This is a genomic window from Providencia sp. UF-183 (assembly GCF_058246155.1).
In genome coordinates, this window is sequence record NZ_JBSICD010000008.1 from 191,715 (window position 1) to 210,924 (window position 19,210).

The window sequence follows — 19,210 nt, forward strand, 5'->3', positions numbered from 1 at the left end:
TAAAAAGATATGTTTTTTTCATCAGTTAATCTCTTACGAAGTACGAGAACAATCCAAATAAGTCTAGCTAAAAATATACAAATTACATCATATAGTTGTAATTTAACTTTTTTATTACACTTAAATTGTTTGTTAAATTAAAAAAAGTAAAACTATATAGCAATATACTGAACTTATTTTAGACGTTAATTAGATAAACTATATGACAGTGATATGAAAAAAAGATGCAAGGTATATTTTAGATAACGTTATGCATCACTATGATATCATTGTAAATATTCTCAAATAGAGAAGGTGTGTTCATCCGTCAAACAATATAAAGGATTTGAAGTGAATTGCAACTTATTATAGAACACTTCAATATTTCACCTTAACGACATATTTTAGTGATAAATATAAAGTAAATGAAAGAAATTATGGATATTCTCACTGAGAATGCTTAATTTATCGGTGGATGGATACAATAAAAAAAGCCCGATAATGGTGGTTATCAGGCTTTTGAAGAATGGGTCACCATCAAAATATGATGGTGATTAATTTATTACTCTTTTGCTTCGTGTGCGTCAGCGTTATCGCGGCAATCACCATCAGCGCAGTGGCCATATAAGTACAAACTGTGGTTAGACAGCTTAATACCGTGACGTGCGGCGATATTTTTTTGGCGAGTTTCAATCGATTCATCAGTAAACTCAATCACTTTACCACAATCTAAGCAAATTAAGTGGTCATGGTGATGCTGCTGAGTTAATTCGAATACGGATTTTCCACCCTCGAAATTATGGCGCGTAACGATACCTGCATCATCAAACTGGTTCAATACACGGTATACAGTCGCTAGCCCGATCTCTTCGCCCATATCAATCAGCTTTTTATAGAGATCTTCCGCACTGACGTGGTGGCACTCAGGCTCCTGAAGTACTTCCAAAATCTTAAGTCTTGGAAGAGTGACTTTGAGTCCAGCATTTTTCAATGCTTTATTGTTGTCTGTCATGCGGGTTTGTCCTGTATCTTAAATCATAAATTTAACAATAATGAGACATTTTTAACATAAATCCAGTTGTCTTCTAAACTGATTTACAATTATAGGCATGGAAAATAAAAATAGAAACCATGCATTGTCTCATTATTTTGATAATCTCTTATAAGTCTATCCAATTAGGATATTTAATCGATTATTTTAGACCGAATGACCGTTCCGCGATGGTGCATTTTGAGCGGAAAGGAATTCGGCCAAGAGTAACGCTTGTTTTTAATCGACTAGCCAAGAATTTCAGCTAATGACATCTCTTCAGAGATTTGTTTGACCCATGCATCCACTCGTTCATCTGTTAACTCCGGTTGGCGATCTTCATCAATCGCTAATCCGATAAAGTGGTTGTCATCTGCCATACCTTTTGAAACTTCGAAGTGGTAGCCTTCGGTTGGCCAGTGCCCAACAATCACCGCACCTCTTGGTTCGATGATATCGCGAATAGTCCCCATCGCATCACAGAAGTATTCTGCATAGTCTTCTTGGTCTCCACAGCCAAAGAGAGCGACGAGTTTACCTTCAAAATCAATTTCTTCTAATGTTGGGAAAAAGTCATCCCAATCACATTGTGCTTCGCCGTAGTACCAAGTTGGAATACCAAGAAGTAGAATGTCAAAAGCTTCAATGTCTTCTTTGCTGCATTTTGCAATGTCATGAACTTCTGCTACGTCTTTGCCTAATCTTTCTTGGATCATTTTGGCAATATTTTCTGTGTTACCTGTATCACTTCCGAAGAAAATACCGATGACTGCCATAAACTGATTAACCTCTTGTTTTTCTAAGAGAGAAAGAAGGAGTGTCTCAACTTCTAGAACTCATTTAGAACGAAAATAAATAGAATTTTATGCCTTATTCTGGCGAAAAAACTTTTATAAGTCTGTCAAATTTGTGTGATTTACTAAGATAGCGTTACTTGAGTATTGTCTCATCAACTTGTTGAAGTTGTGACATCAAAATTTCTTCTATTAATTCACTACGGCTTATATTTTTTTCTTCAGCTAACTGATTCAGTACAGCAACAGCTTCTTCGTTTAGTTTAAGTTCAACTCGGCGCAATCCATTCACTTTATCGCGTTTTAATTGATTGCGTTTGTTGATCCTTAATTGTTCATCCCGTGATAGTGGGCTTGTCTTAGGTCGCCCAGGCCTTCGTTCCTCAGCGAACAAATCCAGAGTAGTACGATCAGTTTGTTCTTTTGCCATGTCTATAACTGCTAAAAGGGTGTGCCAATAATTCAGCGCGCCATGATACCCTAGCTAATCCCCTAGTGCTATAGCTGCAAGGCGAGGGAATAGGTTTGATTGGCGAAAAAAAGCGCGGTTTTAAGAAAAAAGCACCCCTTGCTATGTAGGTGATGCTTTTTTGAACACTTATCCAGTGAGCCGTAAAACCTCGTCCTTCAGGACGAGGATATAAGGCGCGGGTTTTAAACTAACTAGGTGTTTGCTGTTACTCAATGTACTGGCGGATAATGGATATTGGTGCGCCCCCACAACTCCCAGCAAAATAACTGGGTGTCCACAAAACTCCTTTGTAGTAATAACGTTGTGCTATATCAGGGCGATCCCGTCGAAGTAATCGACTCGATACCCCTTTAAGGCTGTTAACCAGATTAGATCTCGCCAATTTTGGCGGATAATTAATCAATAAATGAACATGATCACCTTCACCATCCATTTCAACCAGTTCAACATCGAAATCGGCACAAACACTGGAGAAGTAGCCTCGTAGTTTTTCAATCGCATCCTGATCAAATATTTTTCGGCTGTATTTTGTAACAAGGACCAAGTGGACGTGCATCAGGAATACACAATGCCTACCACGGCGAATATCGGTTTCTTTTTTCATAGACCAAAATATAATAGATAAAATGAAACGCCTACAAGCCTTTAAATTCCAGTTAAGACCGAATGGTCAGCAGGAGCGCAATATGCGGCGCTTTGCAGGGGCTTGTCGTTTTGTTTTCAATCGGGCATTAGCACTTCAGAATGAGAATCACGAAGCAGGGAACAAATACATTCCCTATACAAAGATGGCTTCATGGCTCATTGAGTGGAAATCTGACACCGAGATACAATGGCTGAAAGAATCTCCCTCACAGCCGTTGCAGCAGTCGCTTAAAGATCTGGAACGCGCCTACAAGAATTTCTTTCAGAAACGAGCCGCTTTTCCCCGTTTCAAAAAACGCGGTCAAAATGATGCTTTTCGCTACCCGCAGGGCGTGAAGATCAAACAGAAAAACAACCGTATTTTTCTCCCTAAACTCGGTTGGATACGCTACCGCAACAGCCGTGAGGTTGTGGGAACGGTGAAGAATGTCACTGTAAGCCAGTCATGTGGTAAATGGTACGCCAGTATCCAGACTGAATACGAAGTAGTTGACCCCGTTCACAATGCAGAGTCGATGGTAGGACTGGATGCAGGGGTAGCAAAACTCGCCACACTTTCAGATGGCACGGTATATCATCCCGTCAATAGCTTTAAAACAAGCCAGCGTAAGCTGGCAATGCTCCAGCGACAATTAAGCCGAAAAGAAAAGTTCAGTGCAAACTGGCAGAAACAGAAGCGAAAAATCCAGCGTCTGCATTCCCATATTGCCAATATCCGGCGAGACTACCTGCACAAAGTCACCAGTGAAATCAGCAAAAACCACGCGATGATCGTCATTGAGGACTTGAATGTCAGTAACATGTCGAAATCGGCAAAAGGCACAGCAAAGCAACACGGTCGAAACGTCAGAGCCAAATCCGGTTTAAACCGTTCGATACTGGATCAGGGCTGGTACGAAATGCGCCGTCAGCTTGAGTACAAGCAACACTGGCGCGGAGGTCAGGTGCTTGCTGTCCCTCCGGCATATACCAGTCAGCGGTGTGCTTGCTGTGGTCAAACAGCAAAAGAAAATCGCCAGTCACAAAGTAAATTTGAGTGCCTCGAATGCGGATATACCGAAAACGCCGATATCAACGGGGCGCGTAACATTCTAGCGGCAGGACATGCCGTGCTTGCCTGTGGAGGGAGGGGGCAGTCAGACCGCCCGTTGAAGCAGGAACCCGCCGAGGCGAGTCAGGCTACGGTCTGAACGCTGTAGGAATCCACGTCCTTTAGGACGTGGAGGATGTCAATGTGTTTGTTGTTGCCACAAGTTGGCATAAAGCCCGTTTGATTGAAGTAAGTCTGTATGTGTACCTATTTCAGTAACCTCCCCATGGCAGATCACACAAATTCTATCAGCATGTTTAATTGTGTTTAAGCGATGGGCGATACTGATGACTGTTCTCCCTTTAGAAATTAAAGGCATATTTGCCATGATCGCAGCCTCAGATTCATAATCGAGTGCAGAGGTGGCCTCATCAAGGATTAAAATATCAGGTTCAGTCAGCAAGGCTCGAGCAAGAGCGATACGTTGGCGTTGCCCCCCTGAGAGGTTTACCCCTCTTTCAGACAGTGGGTAATCGAAGTTATCAGGCAAGGACATAATAAAATCATAAGCGCCGGCTAATTTTGCAGCACGAATGACTTGTTCTTGAGAAGCCTGTGGAACGCTTAACCGAATATTTTCGGCAATTGACCCAACAAATAGCGTACTTTCTTGTAAAACTATACTCATTCTTCGGCGCAATGAAACCGTATCTGCGGCAGCTAAGTCCATCCCATCGATAATCACTTGACCGTGTTGTGGAACATAAAGGCGTTGTAGTAATTTTGTTAGTGTGCTTTTCCCTGAGCCAGATGGCCCAGTTATCCCAATAAACTCTCCAGCTTTAATGGATAAGGTTAAATTATTGAGTACTTCAGGGGTATCTGGTTGGTAACGAAAACGGATATTTTGTAATTCAATTTTACCTTGTATTGCTGCTGAACTTGCAATCCCTTGACGTTCATTTTCAACGGGTTTATCCAAAATATCACCTACGCGGCGTAGCGAGATGATAGTGTGTTGAAAATCCTGCCATACTTGAGCAAATCGTAAAACAGGTTGTGTTACATGCGCACTTAGCATGTTAAAAGCAACTAATTCGCCAGGGCTAATTCCACCGTTTAAAACCTCTTTAACACCAACCCATAGAAGTATTGCAGTGGTGACTTTGCTGACTAGGGTCATTATCTGCCCTGCAATTTCGCTGCGCATGGAGACTTTGAAGTTTTGAAGGAGCTGTTTACTGAAGATTTTCTTCCATCGTTGATTAAAGTATTTTTCGGTTGCTGTTGTTTTTATTGTTTCAATTCCCGTAATACTTTCAGTCAGAAAGGTCAGCCCATTTTCGTCAGCTTGATAGGCTTTTTCTGTTTGTTGACGGATTATAGGACCCAGTATCATCCATAAAATAAAAAATATCCCCATCGACCCCATTAAAATCCAAGCCATAAGGGAACTGTAGGAAAATAAAACGGCAATAAAAATGATGACAAAAGTGAAATCAATGAACAGCATTAAGGTTGAGCCGGTCAGAAATTGCCGAATATTGGCGAGTTCACGAACGCGTGCAATGATTTTCCCAGTTGGTCTCAATTTAAAATAATCTAATGGTAATGCCATGAGATGGCGGTAGATTTTTCCTGATAATTCAGCATTTATTTGGCTGCTTGTGTAGCTAAATATTTTGTTGCGTAAAAATGCGTAGGCGGGCTCCATAACAGCAATTGCAAAAATAGCGATGGCAATGACGTGTAAGTTGGAAATACTTCGGCCTACCAAAACCTTATCAACAAGGTTTTGAAATAAAAGTGGGCTGATTAAGGCGAATAATTGAATGACAGCAGAAAGAATGAAAATATTTCGCAGCTTACCATATTGGCGCATTATTGAAGGAATAAACCAGCCAAAACCAAAGGCCTTTTTTTGCTCCGTTTCTTGTTGTTCCTTAATTAACAAAACATCTAACTGAGCATGTGTATTGAACGTAATATCATGAATAGCTTGCTGCTCGTTATTCTCTGGATTGATAAGCACAATTTCGTTTTTGCTATCTAAAATTTTCCACATCCCCTCAAAATAAACCAAAGCAGGCAGTGGCAATGAATTTAATTGTGAGTGAGATAGTGATATAAGCTCAGTTTCATACCCTAAAGTATGAGCACACTCTCGGATATCCCATTCAGTAGGTAAGGTAGCTTGCAGCCCAATAGCATGACGAAGCTGTTCTTTTGTCACATTTTTTTTGTAGTAATTAGCAATCCAAACAATGGCTTCCAATCCGTTATTATTCATCTGTTCCATTGATTATTTTTCTCTCATTGCATTCGAGGTGTATTCATTGATAGGGCTAAGGAGATAATCGATAACGCGTCGTTTATCTGTTTTAATTTCAGCCACAATGGAAAGGCCTGGGGTGAGTTCAATTTTCTCACCTTCAACCAATAATGAATTTTGATGTAAACCAATTTGCCCTAAATAAACTAATCCCAAATTTTCATCTTGGGTGCTATCCCTCGAAATTGAAATAATTTCACCGTCAATTGTTCCGTAGCGGGTATACGGAAACGCATCTATTTTTACTTCGGCTTTTAACCCTTCATGAATAAAGCCAATATCTTTGTTCAGGATTTTGATCTCAGCGAGTTGAACGTGGTTATTTGGGACAATCACCATTAATTGCTGTGCAGGTTGGAGGACAGCACCAATTGTGTGTGTGGCAAGCTGCTGAACAGTACCATCAACTGGCGCTCGAATAATTTCAAGCTGATTTCTTTCTTGGTTTTTTAGTAACTCTTGGTCAAGAGAGACTTGCTTAAATGCTGCTTGCTTATATTTTTCATCCCATTCTTGGTTTTTTTGCGCTTTTATCCGATCGCGTTTTTTAATCAAAGCATGATGCTGACTGTCTAAAATAGACAACTCGGAGAGCTTGGTCGTTTTTTCTTTTTGGGCAATAAGTAACTCACGTTCTTGTTCAAGGAATTCTTTTTGGCTAATAATTTGCTTTTGACTCAGTGACTGGTGTGCCTCTAGCCGTTTTTTAATATTCAGGATGAGAGCGTTGATTGTTTTTAATTCATTTTTCCTAGCTTGTTGATTAACGGTATTTAGTTGGATTTCATTTGATATTTCATTGATAAGCGAATCAAACTCTATTTTTTGTGTTTGATAACTTGCAACTGCGCTGGTTTTTTCTTCTTTAGAGAGCGTATTAAATAAGGGCAATTGGCCAACGGGTTGATGCGATAGGAGCGCTTGATAAATTAATGCTTCGATGAGTTGGAAATTACGTTGGTAATGTAAACTTTGAATGTCTTGATCTACCCCTAAAACATTTACAGTAAATAATGATTCACCTTGCTTAACCTTTTGGCCATCTGCTACATGAATGTGTTGTAAACGGCTTAACTCAAACGCTTGAATTTGTTGAGTACGCCCAGAGACAATTAATTTCCCCTGAGTGGTTGCTTGAATATCTAATTTGCCAAAAAACGACCAAATAATAGCAATAAAAACACCCAAGCTGATTAAAATCGCAACACATGAAGCTAAATAAGAGGGCGGTGTTTTTAAAATAGCCAAATGGGAAGGTAAAAAACTGTTATAACGTATTTTTTCTAATCTTTGTTTCATGTGACATCCGTGTCTTATTTAAGAGATTGTTGTAGCGTCCATAAATGCTTATAGAAATCACCTTGCTCAATGAGTTGCTGATGACTGCCTTGCTCAATAATCTCCCCGTTTTGCATGACGATAATTCGTTGGTGATTACGAATTGTTGAAAGGCGATGTGCGATGGTAATTACTGTTCTGCCTTGTGCGATAATCTGCATATTCTTTTGAATAATGGCTTGAGATTCATCATCTAAAGCGCTGGTTGCTTCATCAAAAATAATTACTTTGGGGTTAGCAAGTAAGGTTCTTGCTATTGCAATGCGTTGTCGTTGACCACCTGAAAGAGATGAACCACCTTCTGCTAAAACAGTGTCATAACCCATCGGTAATTTAAGAATAAACTCATGAGCTCCTGCCATTTTAGCGGCATGCACAACATCATCCATAGATGCGTTAGGCTGAGTCTGGGCGATGTTATTGAAAACAGATTGGCTAAATAAGAAATTCTCTTGAAGAACAATGCCTATTTGTTGTCTCAATGAGTGAATGTTGACGGAGGATAACGGCATACCATCAATAAAAATTGTTCCACTTTCAGGGCTGTATAATCGGAGTAACAGGCGTGCTAAGGTGCTTTTACCTGAACCTGATGTGCCAACAATACCGATGGTTTCACCCGCTTTGATATTCAAATTAAAATTCTGAAGGATGTAGGGAGTGTTGGGCTGGTAACGAAAACAAATGTTATCCAGATGAACATTACCCTTTATTGGCACTGTGTTTTCTTGGCGATTCTGTTCTACAGGTAAATTGATTATTTGTGATAACTTTTCAATAGCGACATGAGTTCGAATGTAATCTCCCCATAATTTAACGAGTTTCACTAATGGCTGGCTGGCATGGTTTACCATCATGTGAAAAGCAATAAACTGGCCGATTGTCATTTGTAAGGCGAGAACTTCTGAGGCACCAACCCATAATATGATTGCACTGGTGGTCTTTTCAATCAGCATTACTAGATGCTCTGAACGAGAGCCAATTTGCCCCGAAGTAAAATTCGTATGGCTCATATCCGATGTCTGTTTATCCCAACGACGGGTAAAATTGGGTTCTACAGATAAACTTTTTGCAGTTTCAATACCATTAATACTTTCTGTTAAGAATGAAGTGTTGATGGCAATATTCATAAACTGCTGTTGAGCTGCCGCTTCAATTTTGGGGGTTAGCCACCACGCTAATAATAAATAGAATGGAATTGAGCATAAAAATATTAGAGTGAGTGTGCTTGAGATTAAATTCATTACAAAAATAAAGACAAACAGGAATAAAACATCAACGCATAGTGTAAAGAAGCTGCTGGTTAAAAACTCTCTGATCGTTTCAAGTTCTTTAACACGGGTAACAATTGCCCCAATTTGGCGGTTCTTAAAAAAAGGAATCGGTAAGCGAAGTAAGTGATCAACCAATTTTAACCCTAATGTCACATCAATTCGGTTAACAGTATGGTGATAAATATATTGCCGTAAGCCTTTTAATGTAACTTCTATAATTGCCGCGATAATAAGCCCAAAAACTAAAACATCTAAGGTTAATAAACTGTTATGGACTAATACTTTGTCCATGATTACTTGCATTACAATGGGAGAGACTAATGCCAATATTTGAAGTATGAATGAGAAAAATAGAACCCAAAGAATGATTGATTTGTATTTCAAAAATTCCACTTGAAACCAAGTGATATCAAATTGCCCTTGTTTTAAACTTACATGTAGCCAGTGCCCACTCCATTGTTGCTGGAGCTGTGCGATATCCCAAATCTCAGGGGGAGTTTGACCAAATGATTGCACTAAGACTTGTTCATTATTTCGATTCGCTAATAAAAAAGCTTCCCCCTGTTCATTATATAAAATTGCGGGACAGGAAATCTTAAAAACATCTTTATTTTTTCTGTGTTTTTTTTTACAGCTAATATTATGCTTTTTTTGGATTGACTTTATTTTTTCATTATAATTTATTGGTTGGTTAATTAATGTTTCAAGTTCATTAAGGTGAGTTGCTCCTGATAATTTAGCAATGATATTAATGAAATATAAAGTTGATGGTTCATGAATGTTTTTCATTCTTGGTATTAATCATTCCTTTGAATATAGAAAATAAAATTAATATATAGTTTTATTTTCTTTAAGTTTCTTTAAAAAAGATAATACAGATTTTAATATTGTCTGTGTATTGAAGTTTGTCTTATTCTTTTATTCAATAATTAATTATTGTGGTGGATTGATGGTGTAAAGATATTGAAATGGAAAATAATATTTCAATATCTTTATAAATAGAGGCATTACTGAGAAATAGAAAGAAACCTGTGGATAGCTCTTAAAACATGATCAGGTTTTTCTGCGTGCACCCAATGCCCCGTATCTGCGACAACCCATGCTTTTGCATTTGGAAATTGAGCGGCAATTTCGTCTTTATATTCAGCTTGTACGTAAGGGGAGTTACCGCCAGGGATCAATAAGACTGGCTTATCCCATGATGGCACGGTTTCCCAACCTATAATTTTTTCGTAATTAGCCTTAAGGGCAGGGATATTGAATTTCCATTCACCTTGTTTAAAAGACTTGAGCAAAAATTGGATAACGCCTTCTTCGTTTATTTCATTTCGCATAATCGCGGCGGCATCTTGGCGATTTTTTGCGTGCTCAGCGGTGACAGCATCTAGTGCTGCAAAAATCTTATCGTGGCGGCGAACTTTGTATGCAACTGGAGCGATATCAATCGCGACAAGTTTTTCAATAAAATCAGGGGCAATTTCAGTGGCAGCCATGGCAATTTTACCGCCCATAGAGTGCCCAATTAAAATTGCACTTTCATAACCTAATGATTGGATAAGGCTAATAACATCTTGTGCCATCTGTTGATAAGACATCTGTTCAGCACGAAAAGAATCACCATGGTTGCGAACATCAATTTGAATGGTATCGAAATAGTGTTGAAGGTCGCGACCAAGTACACCCAAATTATTGAGGTCGCCAAACAACCCATGAATAAGAACGACAGGGCTATTGCTCAGTGGATTTTCGGGTTTATGGATAGTATGGTTGAGTAACAGAGTCATATTTTTCTTATCAAAAATTAGAGAAGTAAGTCACTTATCATGTCATGGCTATAGAGAAAATCCAAATATTCGAGTTTGCATCTTTATGTAAAGGATATTTAGCTAGATCAATGAAAAATAAATGGGTTATAACAGAAACTCAGAAAATTGAACGTTAGCACTGAATAAAAACACCTAAAGTAATAGGACGATAACATACTGAAATACCATCGAACTTAGAACTATGTTTACTTTAAGTTGTTGAAATTTTAATTGTTTTGTTTTTTTTAAAACTGTCTTATAATCACACCGCGAATTTTAGTTAAATAAGTACTGGGAAAAAATGAAAACGATAGAAGTTGATGAAGAGCTTTACCGCTATATTGCGAGCCATACACAGCATATCGGTGAAAGTGCATCGGATATCTTGCGCCGTATGTTAAATTTCAAATCCGGGCAGCCAGTACCAGTTAAAGAGATTAGTCAGGCACAACCGGTGATTAAGGCAGAATCTGCAGCGAGTGTACCTGTGACTGCACAAAATCCGGTCAGAGTTGTTCGCGAATTATTATTGTCGGATGCCTATGCTGAAAAAAGCAAAGCCATCGACCGTTTTATGTTAATTTTGTCGACACTATACAGCTTAGATGCGAAACGCTTTGCGAGTGCAACTGAGCTTATGCACGGTCGCACGCGTGTTTACTTTGCAGGTGATGAACAAACTCTGCTTGCCGCGGGCAAACAGTCTAAGCCTCGTCATATACCCGGCACGCCTTACTGGGTGATAACTAACACAAATACCAATCGCAAACGCAGTATGGTCGATGCCATCATGCAGGAAATGCAATTTCCCGCTAATGTGATTGAAAAAGTGAGTAATACCATTTAATAACTGAATTCACTGATGTTGGTAACCAAGCATCAGTGCTTTGGGAGAAAACAAGTGACAATACATGAACGTGCAGGGCAGCTTCCGTTTCAAAGTGACTTGATCAATGTCGCTCAATTAACCGCTCAATATTATACGCAACAACCTCAGCCGGGAAATGCTTCACATGCTGTTAAGTTTGGCACATCTGGCCACCGTGGTAGTTCGTTGCGTAAAAACTTCAATGAAAATCATATATTAGCAATTGCACAAGCGATTGCTGATTTACGAAAACAACAAGGTGTAACGGGGCCTTGTTATGTCGGTAAAGACACGCATGCATTATCTGAGGCAGCGTTTATTACCGTAGTTGAGGTATTAGCGGCTAACCAAGTTCATGTGATTGTTCAGGAAAATAATGGCTTCACGCCAACGCCTGCAGTTTCTCATGCCATTTTAAGTTATAACCGCTCCCACACCGATATAGCGGATGGTATTGTCATTACGCCATCACATAATCCACCAGAAGATGGCGGGATCAAATATAACCCCGCAAATGGTGGCCCAGCAGATACGGATTTAACTTCAGTCATTGAAAAACAAGCCAATCAATTATTGGCAAACAACCTTGCTGGGGTTAAGCGTTTAAATTTTGATGTGGCAATGGCAAGTGAATATGTCACCAGCCAGGATTTGGTCATGCCTTATGTGACTGCACTTGGTGAAGTTGTTGATATGGCAGCCATTGCGAAGTCAGGGCTGAAAATTGGCGTTGACCCATTAGGTGGCTCAGGCATTGAGTACTGGAAAAAAATTGCAGAATATTATCAATTAGATATTGAAATTGTTAATGATCAATTAGACCAAACGTTCCGTTTTATGCCGCTTGACCATGATGGGGTTATCCGCATGGATTGCTCATCTAGTTGGGCAATGGCTGGCCTATTAGGCATGAAAGAGAAGTTCGATTTAGCATTTGCTAATGACCCTGATTATGACAGACACGGTATTGTGACACCTGATGGCCTAATGAACCCTAACCACTACCTTGCTGTTGCGATTGACTATTTATTTCAACATCGCCCACAGTGGGGGAAAGATGTTGCCGTTGGCAAAACACTCGTTTCCAGCGCGATGATTGACCGTGTTGTCAGCGATATTGGCCGTGAACTTGTTGAAGTGCCTGTCGGCTTTAAATGGTTTGTTGATGGCTTATTTAGTGGAAAACTGGGCTTTGGTGGTGAAGAAAGCGCGGGTGCATCATTCCTTAAATTCGATGGTACGCCGTGGTCAACGGACAAAGACGGTATTATTCTGTGCTTGTTAGCCGCTGAAATTACAGCGGTTACCGGTGAAAATCCTCAGCAACGTTATAACAAATTGGCTGAAAAATTCGGTGCGCCAATTTATAACCGTATTCAAGCCAAAGCAACTCATGAAGAAAAAGCCAAACTGAGTAAATTATCTCCAGAGATGGTTGCCGCAGATACGTTAGCCGGGGATAAAATTACTCAACGCTTAACCGAAGCTCCGGGTAATGGTGCGTCCATTGGTGGGCTAAAAATTATGACGGATTATGGTTGGTTTGCTGCACGACCTTCAGGAACCGAAGAAGCTTACAAAATTTATTGTGAGAGTTTCCGTGGTGAAGAGCACCTCCGACTCATTGAAAAAGAAGCAATTGAAATTGTCAGCAAAGTGATTAGTTAATCAATCTCTCGTTTGAATATCCTGAATGGCAGTTATTGGGCGCTATTCGGGATATTATCTGTTTTTTATCGTTAATCTCTTCATAAAATTAGGGTTGTTGAGAGTGTGACGAGATTAACAAAATTCTTTTCTTTATTCTGCCCCAAATTCCCCTATTGCTTTTCATTCTCTAGCGACAATAACCGTTGCAGCTAAAGGCTCACAATGGTACAACTTTAAGTATCTGAGTGAATTTTGCTAACTATAATTGAAGATAGGGTGAGGTCAATGAGTCAGGTTTATAATTTCAGTGCAGGTCCAGCAATGCTACCTGTTGAAGTGATGCGTCGTGCTGAACAAGAGTTTTGTAATTGGAAAGGCTTAGGCGTTTCGGTAATGGAAGTTAGCCATCGCGGAAAAGACTTTATTGAAGTGGCGTCTGAAGCAGAACAAGACCTACGTGACTTATTAAATATTCCAGATAACTATAAAGTGTTATTTTGTCATGGCGGTGCCCGCGCACATTTTGCTACCTTGCCAATGAATTTATTAGATGGCAAAACGACGGCAGATTATATTGTTAGTGGTTATTGGTCTGAATCTGCGGCGAAAGAAGCTGAAAAATATTGCAAACCAAATGTCATCGATATTACAGAAGAAAAAGATGGTGTTGTAAGCTTAAAACCTATGAGCGAGTGGCCTTTAAGTGATGATGCGGCCTACGTGCATTATTGCCCTAATGAAACCATTGGTGGACTAGCAATCCACGAAGAACCTAATTTTCCTGAAGATAAAATTATTGTAGCAGACTACTCTTCTTCCATCCTATCTAAACCTATCGATGTTAGCCGTTATGGCGTGATTTATGCAGGGGCACAAAAAAATATCGGGCCTGCAGGGTTAACGATTGTCATTATCCGTGAAGACCTGCTAGGTAAAGCATCCCCACAAACGCCATCAGTATTTGATTATACTGTGTTAGCAAAATTTGATTCTATGTTTAATACTCCGCCAACATTTGCGTGGTATTTAGCAGGTATGGTTTTCAAATGGCTGAAAGCACAGGGCGGTTTGCAAGAAATGGCAAAACGCAATTATGAAAAATCACAGTTGCTTTATAACGCCATTGATGACAGTCAGTTTTATATCAACCGCGTTGCGGTAGAAAACCGTTCTTGGATGAACATACCCTTCCAAATGCAAAACCCTTCACTAGATGCCAAATTTATTGAAGAAGCAAAAGACCAAGGGCTACTTTCACTAAAAGGCCACAAAGTGGCTGGTGGTATGCGTGCGTCTATCTATAATGCTATGCCATTAGACGGCGTGCAGGCATTGGTTGATTTTATGGCTAATTTTGAACGCCATCACGCACAATAATCAGATTTGCCGACTGAAATAGGATGTTCAGTCGGTTATTTGTGCTCTCACAATTCGATTAAAAAGAAAATAGGGCCGAATATTATTTACTTGCAAACTTCACTGGAGAAACTGCTTTTTATGCAATCCCTGACATTACAACCTATCTCTTCAATTAACGGCACAATCAACTTGCCAGGGTCAAAAAGTGTCTCAAACCGCGCACTATTATTAGCGGCGATGGCCAAAGGAACGACCACACTCACTAACTTATTAGACAGTGATGATATTCGCCACATGCTGAATGCATTAAGCTTGTTAGGTGTGAGCTATCAACTTTCTGAAGATAAAACACGTTGTCGTGTGGAAGGTTTGGGGGGAAATTTATCTCATCCAGATGCGCTAGAAATATTTTTAGGGAATGCAGGAACTGCAATGCGCCCACTGACTGCGGCTTTGTCATTAAGCCATAATAATATTGTGCTGACTGGCGAACCTCGTATGAAAGAGCGTCCAATTGGGCATTTAGTGGATGCGCTAAGAGAAGGCGGTGCTGTCATTGAATATTTAGAGCAAGAAAATTACCCACCAATTCGCCTGAAAGGTGGTTTTGTCGGTGGGGAAATTTCGGTTGATGGCTCAGTATCCAGCCAGTTTTTAACCGCATTATTAATGGCTGCACCTCGTGCGGAGCAAGACACAACTATTTCGATTATTGGTGAGTTAGTTTCCAAACCGTATATTGATATCACATTGGCATTAATGAAAACCTTTGGTGTTGAAGTGGAAAATCATCAATACCAGCACTTTATCATTAAAGGCCAGCAACAATATCAATCACCAGGTGAGTACTTAGTTGAAGGTGATGCTTCTTCTGCCTCTTATTTCTTAGCTGCTGCGGCAATTAAAGGTGGTACCGTGCGAGTCACGGGAATAGGTCGCAACAGCTTACAGGGCGATACTAAGTTTGCCAATGTACTGGAAAAAATGGGCGCAACCATTCGCTGGGGGGATGATTTTGTCGAATGTGAGCGTGGAACATTAACAGGGATAGATATGGACATGAATGCCATCCCTGATGCTGCAATGACCATTGGAACTGTTGCATTATTCGCAGAGGGTGAAACAGTCATTCGTAATATTTATAACTGGCGAGTAAAAGAAACTGACCGGTTATATGCGATGGCAACTGAGCTGCGTAAAGTGGGTGCTGAAGTTGAGGAAGGGCATGATTATATTCGAGTCGTCCCGCCGAAAAAATTAAAGCATGCTGAAATTGAAACTTACAATGACCATCGTATTGCGATGTGCTTTTCTTTAGTTGCACTCTCAGATACACCAGTAACGATCTTGGATCCAGGTTGCACGGCAAAAACGTTCCCAGATTACTTTGAACAACTAGCTCGACTAAGTTAATCATTCGATTAAAAGAGGTTGATATTAATACCGTAATATCAACCTCTTTCATTCCACCTAGAAATCAATTTTCTCCTATTTTATTGCAATCATCAGAACCTGCTTATTTCACAAAATCGATGAATTGGTATAATGCCTTCACTGAATTCAATTGCAGGTAGCCAAGGCTATTTGCAGGAAAGGAGATTTTTATGGTGGCAATCGCCCCTGTAATCACGGTTGATGGACCTAGCGGTGCAGGCAAAGGGACTCTTTGTCAAGCATTGGCAAACGATTTTGGATGGCAACTTTTAGACTCTGGTGCAATATATCGTGTGTTGGCACTGGCTGCTTTACATCACCATGTCGATATCCAATCAGAAGATGCATTGGTGCCTCTGGCCGCAAACTTAGATGTTCGCTTTGTTCCTGAAGAAAATGTATTAAAAGTCATTTTAGAAGGAGAAGACGTTTCCAATCAAATAAGAACGGAAACTGTTGGTAATACAGCTTCACAAACGGCGACTTTTCCTCGTGTTAGAGAAGCGTTGTTAAGACGTCAGCGCGCATTTCGTGCTATGCCAGGGTTAATTGCTGATGGCCGCGATATGGGAACAGTTGTTTTTCCTGATGCGCCAGTCAAAATTTTCCTTGATGCTTCAGCGAAAGAGCGAGCGCATCGGCGTATGAAGCAGTTGCAAGAAAAGGGCTTTGATGTTAATTTTGAACGTCTTTTGAGCGAAATTGAGGAGCGCGATTTCCGAGATCGTAACCGTTCCGTTGCGCCTCTTGTTGCCGCGAAAGACGCGTTAGTGCTGGATTCCACAAGTATGTCGATTGAGGAAGTTATTGAAAAAGCACGCACCTACGCAAAAAAAATTCTACAATTATCGTGATAATAGGCTTTATTTTAGCTTATAATTAGATAATATACGCACTTACCGTTATGCTGGTTATTTAATTAGCATAACATCAACCTTGCGACATGGAATGTTGTTGGGTATGTGAAACAACCCCATTTGGCGGGAAGCTAAGTGGACGTTAATTTAAAACTCTTGAAGATCATTAATATGACTGAATCTTTTGCTCAACTCTTTGAAGAATCCCTGCAGAATATTGAAACTCGTCCTGGTTCTATCGTCCGTGGTACTGTTGTTGCCATCGACAAAGACGTAGTCCTGGTTGACGCAGGTCTTAAATCAGAATCTGCTATCCCAGTAGAACAGTTCAAAAATGCTCAGGGTGAGCTAGAAATCCAAGTTGGCGACGAAATCGATGTAGCTCTGGATGCAGTAGAAGATGGTTTCGGTGAAACTATCCTGTCTCGTGAGAAAGCTAAACGTCATGAAGCATGGCTGATGCTGGAAAAAGCTTACGAAGAAGCTGAAACTGTAACTGGTGTTATCAACGGTAAAGTTAAAGGTGGTTTCACTGTTGAACTGAATGGCATTCGTGCGTTCTTACCAGGTTCACTGGTAGATGTACGCCCAGTTCGTGATACTACTCACTTGGAAGGCAAAGAGCTTGAGTTCAAAGTAATCAAGCTGGATCAGAAACGCAACAACGTTGTTGTTTCTCGTCGTGCTGTAATTGAATCTGAAAGCAGCGCTGAGCGCGATCAACTGCTGGAAAATCTGCAAGAAGGCATGGAAGTTAAAGGTATCGTTAAGAACCTTACTGACTACGGTGCATTCGTTGATCTGGGCGGTGTTGACGGCCTGCTGCATATCACTGACATGGCTTGGAAACGTGTTAAACACCCAAGCGAAATCGTCAACGTTGGTGATGAAATCAATGTTAAAGTTCTGAAATTCGACCGTGAGCGCACTCGTGTTTCTCTGGGTCTGAAACAACTGGGCGAAGATCCTTGGGTCGCAATCGCTAAACGTTACCCAGAAGGTACTAAACTGACTGGTCGCGTTACTAACCTGACTGACTATGGTTGCTTCGTTGAAATCGAAGAAGGCGTTGAAGGTCTGGTTCACGTTTCAGAAATGGATTGGACTAACAAAAACATCCACCCATCTAAAGTTGTTAACGTTGGTGATGTTGTTGAAGTTATGGTTCTGGATATCGATGAAGAACGTCGTCGTATCTCACTGGGCCTGAAACAATGCAAATCTAACCCATGGCAGCAATTTGCAGAAACTCACAACAAAGGCGACCGCGTTGAAGGTAAAATCAAGTCTATCACTGACTTCGGTATCTTCATCGGACTGGACGGCGGCATCGATGGCCTGGTTCACCTGTCTGACATCTCCTGGAACGTTGCAGGCGAAGAAGCAGTTCGTGAATACAAAAAAGGTGACGAAATCGCAGCTGTTGTTCTGCAAGTCGACGCAGAGCGTGAGCGTATTTCTTTAGGTGTTAAACAGTTAGCTGAAGATCCATTCAATAACTACTTAGCAGCAACTAAGAAAGGCGCAATCGTAACTGGTAAAGTAATCGCAGTTGATGCTAAAGGTGCAACTGTTGAGCTGACACTGGGCGTTGAAGGTTACCTGCGTGCATCAGAAGCTTCACGTGACCGTGTTGAAGATGCAACTCTGGTTCTGAACGTTGGTGATGATGTTGAAGCTAAATACACTGGTGTTGATCGTAAAAACCGTGTAATCAACCTGTCTGTTCGCGCTAAAGACGAAGCTGATGAGAAAGACGCTGTTGCAGCTGTGAACAAACAAGAAGATACAGCATTCGGCAACAACGCTATGGCTGAAGCTTTCAAAGCAGCTAAAGGCGAATAATTAAGTGGGAGCAACGACAGTGTTGCTCCTTTGTAGCGGTAGTTTAGGGAGGTACTATGACCAAGTCTGAGTTAATTGAAAGACTGGCTAGCCAGCAATCTCATCTTTCAGCAAAAACCGTTGAGGAAGCTGTAAAGGAAATTCTTGAGCATATGGCTGATACGTTAGCTAGCGGTGAGCGTATTGAAGTCCGTGGTTTCGGCAGTTTTTCTCTTCACTACCGTGCACCACGCGTTGGCCGTAACCCAAAAACTGGTGACAAAGTGGAACTGGAAGGTAAATACGTTCCCCACTTCAAACCAGGTAAAGAGTTACGTGATCGTGTAAATATTTACGGTCAATAATAGGCTGTAAATCTTAATTATTACATCAAACAGCGCTTGTATCTTATACGGCGCTGTTTTTTTATACCCTGACCAACACCAACACCAACACCAACACCAACACCAACACCAACACCAACACCAACACCAACACCAACACCAACACCAACACCAA

At 40.6% G+C, this 19,210-nt stretch carries 16 protein-coding genes; 8 read left to right on the top strand and 8 right to left on the bottom strand.

The genetic code is table 11. The features are described from left to right. Window positions 1-541: 541 nt before the first annotated feature. The 4 genes from fur to tnpA all read right to left on the bottom strand — a co-directional run bounded on the left by fur (window position 542) and on the right by tnpA (window position 2,879). Window positions 542-991 carry a ferric iron uptake transcriptional regulator gene (fur, locus tag AC4IFT_RS10095; protein ID WP_004256285.1) on the bottom strand — a complete coding sequence of 150 codons (450 nt, stop codon included), beginning with the start codon at window positions 989-991 and terminating at the stop codon, window positions 542-544. Window positions 992-1,257: 266 nt separating this feature from the next. Continuing rightward, entirely contained in the window at window positions 1,258-1,785 is a 528-nt protein-coding gene (gene fldA / locus AC4IFT_RS10100) for a flavodoxin FldA (protein WP_004256261.1), read from the bottom strand. A 154-nt stretch (window positions 1,786-1,939) separates the two neighbouring features. After that, window positions 1,940-2,233, bottom strand: coding sequence for a LexA regulated protein (gene ybfE, locus AC4IFT_RS10105; RefSeq protein ID WP_490732959.1), 294 nt, complete (start codon window positions 2,231-2,233; stop codon window positions 1,940-1,942). A 247-nt stretch (window positions 2,234-2,480) separates the two neighbouring features. Further along, window positions 2,481-2,879, bottom strand: coding sequence for an IS200/IS605 family transposase (tnpA, locus tag AC4IFT_RS10110; protein WP_490751257.1), 399 nt, complete (start codon window positions 2,877-2,879; stop codon window positions 2,481-2,483). Between the two features lie 22 nt (window positions 2,880-2,901). Between tnpA and AC4IFT_RS10115 the strand changes: the two genes are divergently transcribed. Further along, window positions 2,902-4,110, top strand: a complete 1,209-nt coding sequence (locus AC4IFT_RS10115; RefSeq protein ID WP_490751258.1) for an RNA-guided endonuclease InsQ/TnpB family protein — start codon at window positions 2,902-2,904, stop codon at window positions 4,108-4,110. Between the two features lie 39 nt (window positions 4,111-4,149). On the opposite strand, the gene AC4IFT_RS10120 is transcribed toward AC4IFT_RS10115, so the two are convergent. From AC4IFT_RS10120 to ybfF, 4 genes are all read right to left on the bottom strand, one after another. Beyond that, complete coding sequence (locus AC4IFT_RS10120; RefSeq protein ID WP_490751259.1) at window positions 4,150-6,249, bottom strand: type I secretion system permease/ATPase; 2,100 nt, start codon at window positions 6,247-6,249, stop codon at window positions 4,150-4,152. A 3-nt stretch (window positions 6,250-6,252) separates the two neighbouring features. Then, window positions 6,253-7,581 carry an HlyD family type I secretion periplasmic adaptor subunit gene (locus AC4IFT_RS10125; RefSeq protein WP_490732860.1) on the bottom strand — a complete coding sequence of 443 codons (1,329 nt, stop codon included), beginning with the start codon at window positions 7,579-7,581 and terminating at the stop codon, window positions 6,253-6,255. Between the two features lie 14 nt (window positions 7,582-7,595). Next, window positions 7,596-9,683, bottom strand: coding sequence for a peptidase domain-containing ABC transporter (locus AC4IFT_RS10130; RefSeq protein ID WP_490732858.1), 2,088 nt, complete (start codon window positions 9,681-9,683; stop codon window positions 7,596-7,598). A gap of 218 nt (window positions 9,684-9,901) precedes the next feature. Beyond that, window positions 9,902-10,678, bottom strand: coding sequence for an esterase (ybfF, locus tag AC4IFT_RS10135; protein ID WP_490732856.1), 777 nt, complete (start codon window positions 10,676-10,678; stop codon window positions 9,902-9,904). 322 nt (window positions 10,679-11,000) lie between these two features. Here ybfF and seqA point away from each other — a divergent pair, with 322 nt between their 5' ends. The 7 genes from seqA (at window position 11,001) to ihfB (ending at window position 19,056) form a co-directional block, all read left to right on the top strand. Then, window positions 11,001-11,546 (top strand): replication initiation negative regulator SeqA, encoded by a 546-nt coding sequence (seqA, locus tag AC4IFT_RS10140; protein ID WP_490732854.1) that lies wholly within the window; start codon window positions 11,001-11,003, stop codon window positions 11,544-11,546. Window positions 11,547-11,600: 54 nt separating this feature from the next. Further along, window positions 11,601-13,235, top strand: a complete 1,635-nt coding sequence (gene pgm / locus AC4IFT_RS10145; protein WP_490751260.1) for a phosphoglucomutase (alpha-D-glucose-1,6-bisphosphate-dependent) — start codon at window positions 11,601-11,603, stop codon at window positions 13,233-13,235. A gap of 267 nt (window positions 13,236-13,502) precedes the next feature. Next, window positions 13,503-14,594 (top strand): 3-phosphoserine/phosphohydroxythreonine transaminase, encoded by a 1,092-nt coding sequence (gene serC / locus AC4IFT_RS10150; protein WP_490751261.1) that lies wholly within the window; start codon window positions 13,503-13,505, stop codon window positions 14,592-14,594. Window positions 14,595-14,714: 120 nt separating this feature from the next. Continuing rightward, a complete protein-coding gene (aroA, locus tag AC4IFT_RS10155) occupies window positions 14,715-15,989 on the top strand; it encodes a 3-phosphoshikimate 1-carboxyvinyltransferase (RefSeq protein ID WP_490751262.1) in 1,275 nt (424 codons plus the stop codon). A 191-nt stretch (window positions 15,990-16,180) separates the two neighbouring features. Continuing rightward, a complete protein-coding gene (gene cmk / locus AC4IFT_RS10160; protein ID WP_490732848.1) occupies window positions 16,181-16,864 on the top strand; it encodes a (d)CMP kinase in 684 nt (227 codons plus the stop codon). 174 nt (window positions 16,865-17,038) lie between these two features. Then, a complete protein-coding gene (gene rpsA, locus AC4IFT_RS10165; RefSeq protein ID WP_004909559.1) occupies window positions 17,039-18,712 on the top strand; it encodes a 30S ribosomal protein S1 in 1,674 nt (557 codons plus the stop codon). A gap of 56 nt (window positions 18,713-18,768) precedes the next feature. Next, window positions 18,769-19,056, top strand: coding sequence for an integration host factor subunit beta (gene ihfB / locus AC4IFT_RS10170; protein ID WP_006813582.1), 288 nt, complete (start codon window positions 18,769-18,771; stop codon window positions 19,054-19,056). Window positions 19,057-19,210: the final 154 nt, after the last annotated feature.

Bases quoted from the DNA above. Each gene is read 5' to 3' on its own strand.
- fur (WP_004256285.1), bottom strand. From the start codon at position 991: ATGACAGACAACAATAAAGCATTGAAAAATGCTGGACTCAAAGTCACT.
- fldA (WP_004256261.1), bottom strand. From the start codon at position 1,785: ATGGCAGTCATCGGTATTTTCTTCGGAAGTGATACAGGTAACACAGAA.
- ybfE (WP_490732959.1), bottom strand. From the start codon at position 2,233: ATGGCAAAAGAACAAACTGATCGTACTACTCTGGATTTGTTCGCTGAG.
- tnpA (WP_490751257.1), bottom strand. From the start codon at position 2,879: ATGAAAAAAGAAACCGATATTCGCCGTGGTAGGCATTGTGTATTCCTG.
- AC4IFT_RS10115 (WP_490751258.1), top strand. From the start codon at position 2,902: ATGAAACGCCTACAAGCCTTTAAATTCCAGTTAAGACCGAATGGTCAG.
- AC4IFT_RS10120 (WP_490751259.1), bottom strand. From the start codon at position 6,249: ATGGAACAGATGAATAATAACGGATTGGAAGCCATTGTTTGGATTGCT.
- AC4IFT_RS10125 (WP_490732860.1), bottom strand. From the start codon at position 7,581: ATGAAACAAAGATTAGAAAAAATACGTTATAACAGTTTTTTACCTTCC.
- AC4IFT_RS10130 (WP_490732858.1), bottom strand. From the start codon at position 9,683: ATGAAAAACATTCATGAACCATCAACTTTATATTTCATTAATATCATT.
- ybfF (WP_490732856.1), bottom strand. From the start codon at position 10,678: ATGACTCTGTTACTCAACCATACTATCCATAAACCCGAAAATCCACTG.
- seqA (WP_490732854.1), top strand. From the start codon at position 11,001: ATGAAAACGATAGAAGTTGATGAAGAGCTTTACCGCTATATTGCGAGC.
- serC (WP_490751261.1), top strand. From the start codon at position 13,503: ATGAGTCAGGTTTATAATTTCAGTGCAGGTCCAGCAATGCTACCTGTT.
- aroA (WP_490751262.1), top strand. From the start codon at position 14,715: ATGCAATCCCTGACATTACAACCTATCTCTTCAATTAACGGCACAATC.
- cmk (WP_490732848.1), top strand. From the start codon at position 16,181: ATGGTGGCAATCGCCCCTGTAATCACGGTTGATGGACCTAGCGGTGCA.
- rpsA (WP_004909559.1), top strand. From the start codon at position 17,039: ATGACTGAATCTTTTGCTCAACTCTTTGAAGAATCCCTGCAGAATATT.
- ihfB (WP_006813582.1), top strand. From the start codon at position 18,769: ATGACCAAGTCTGAGTTAATTGAAAGACTGGCTAGCCAGCAATCTCAT.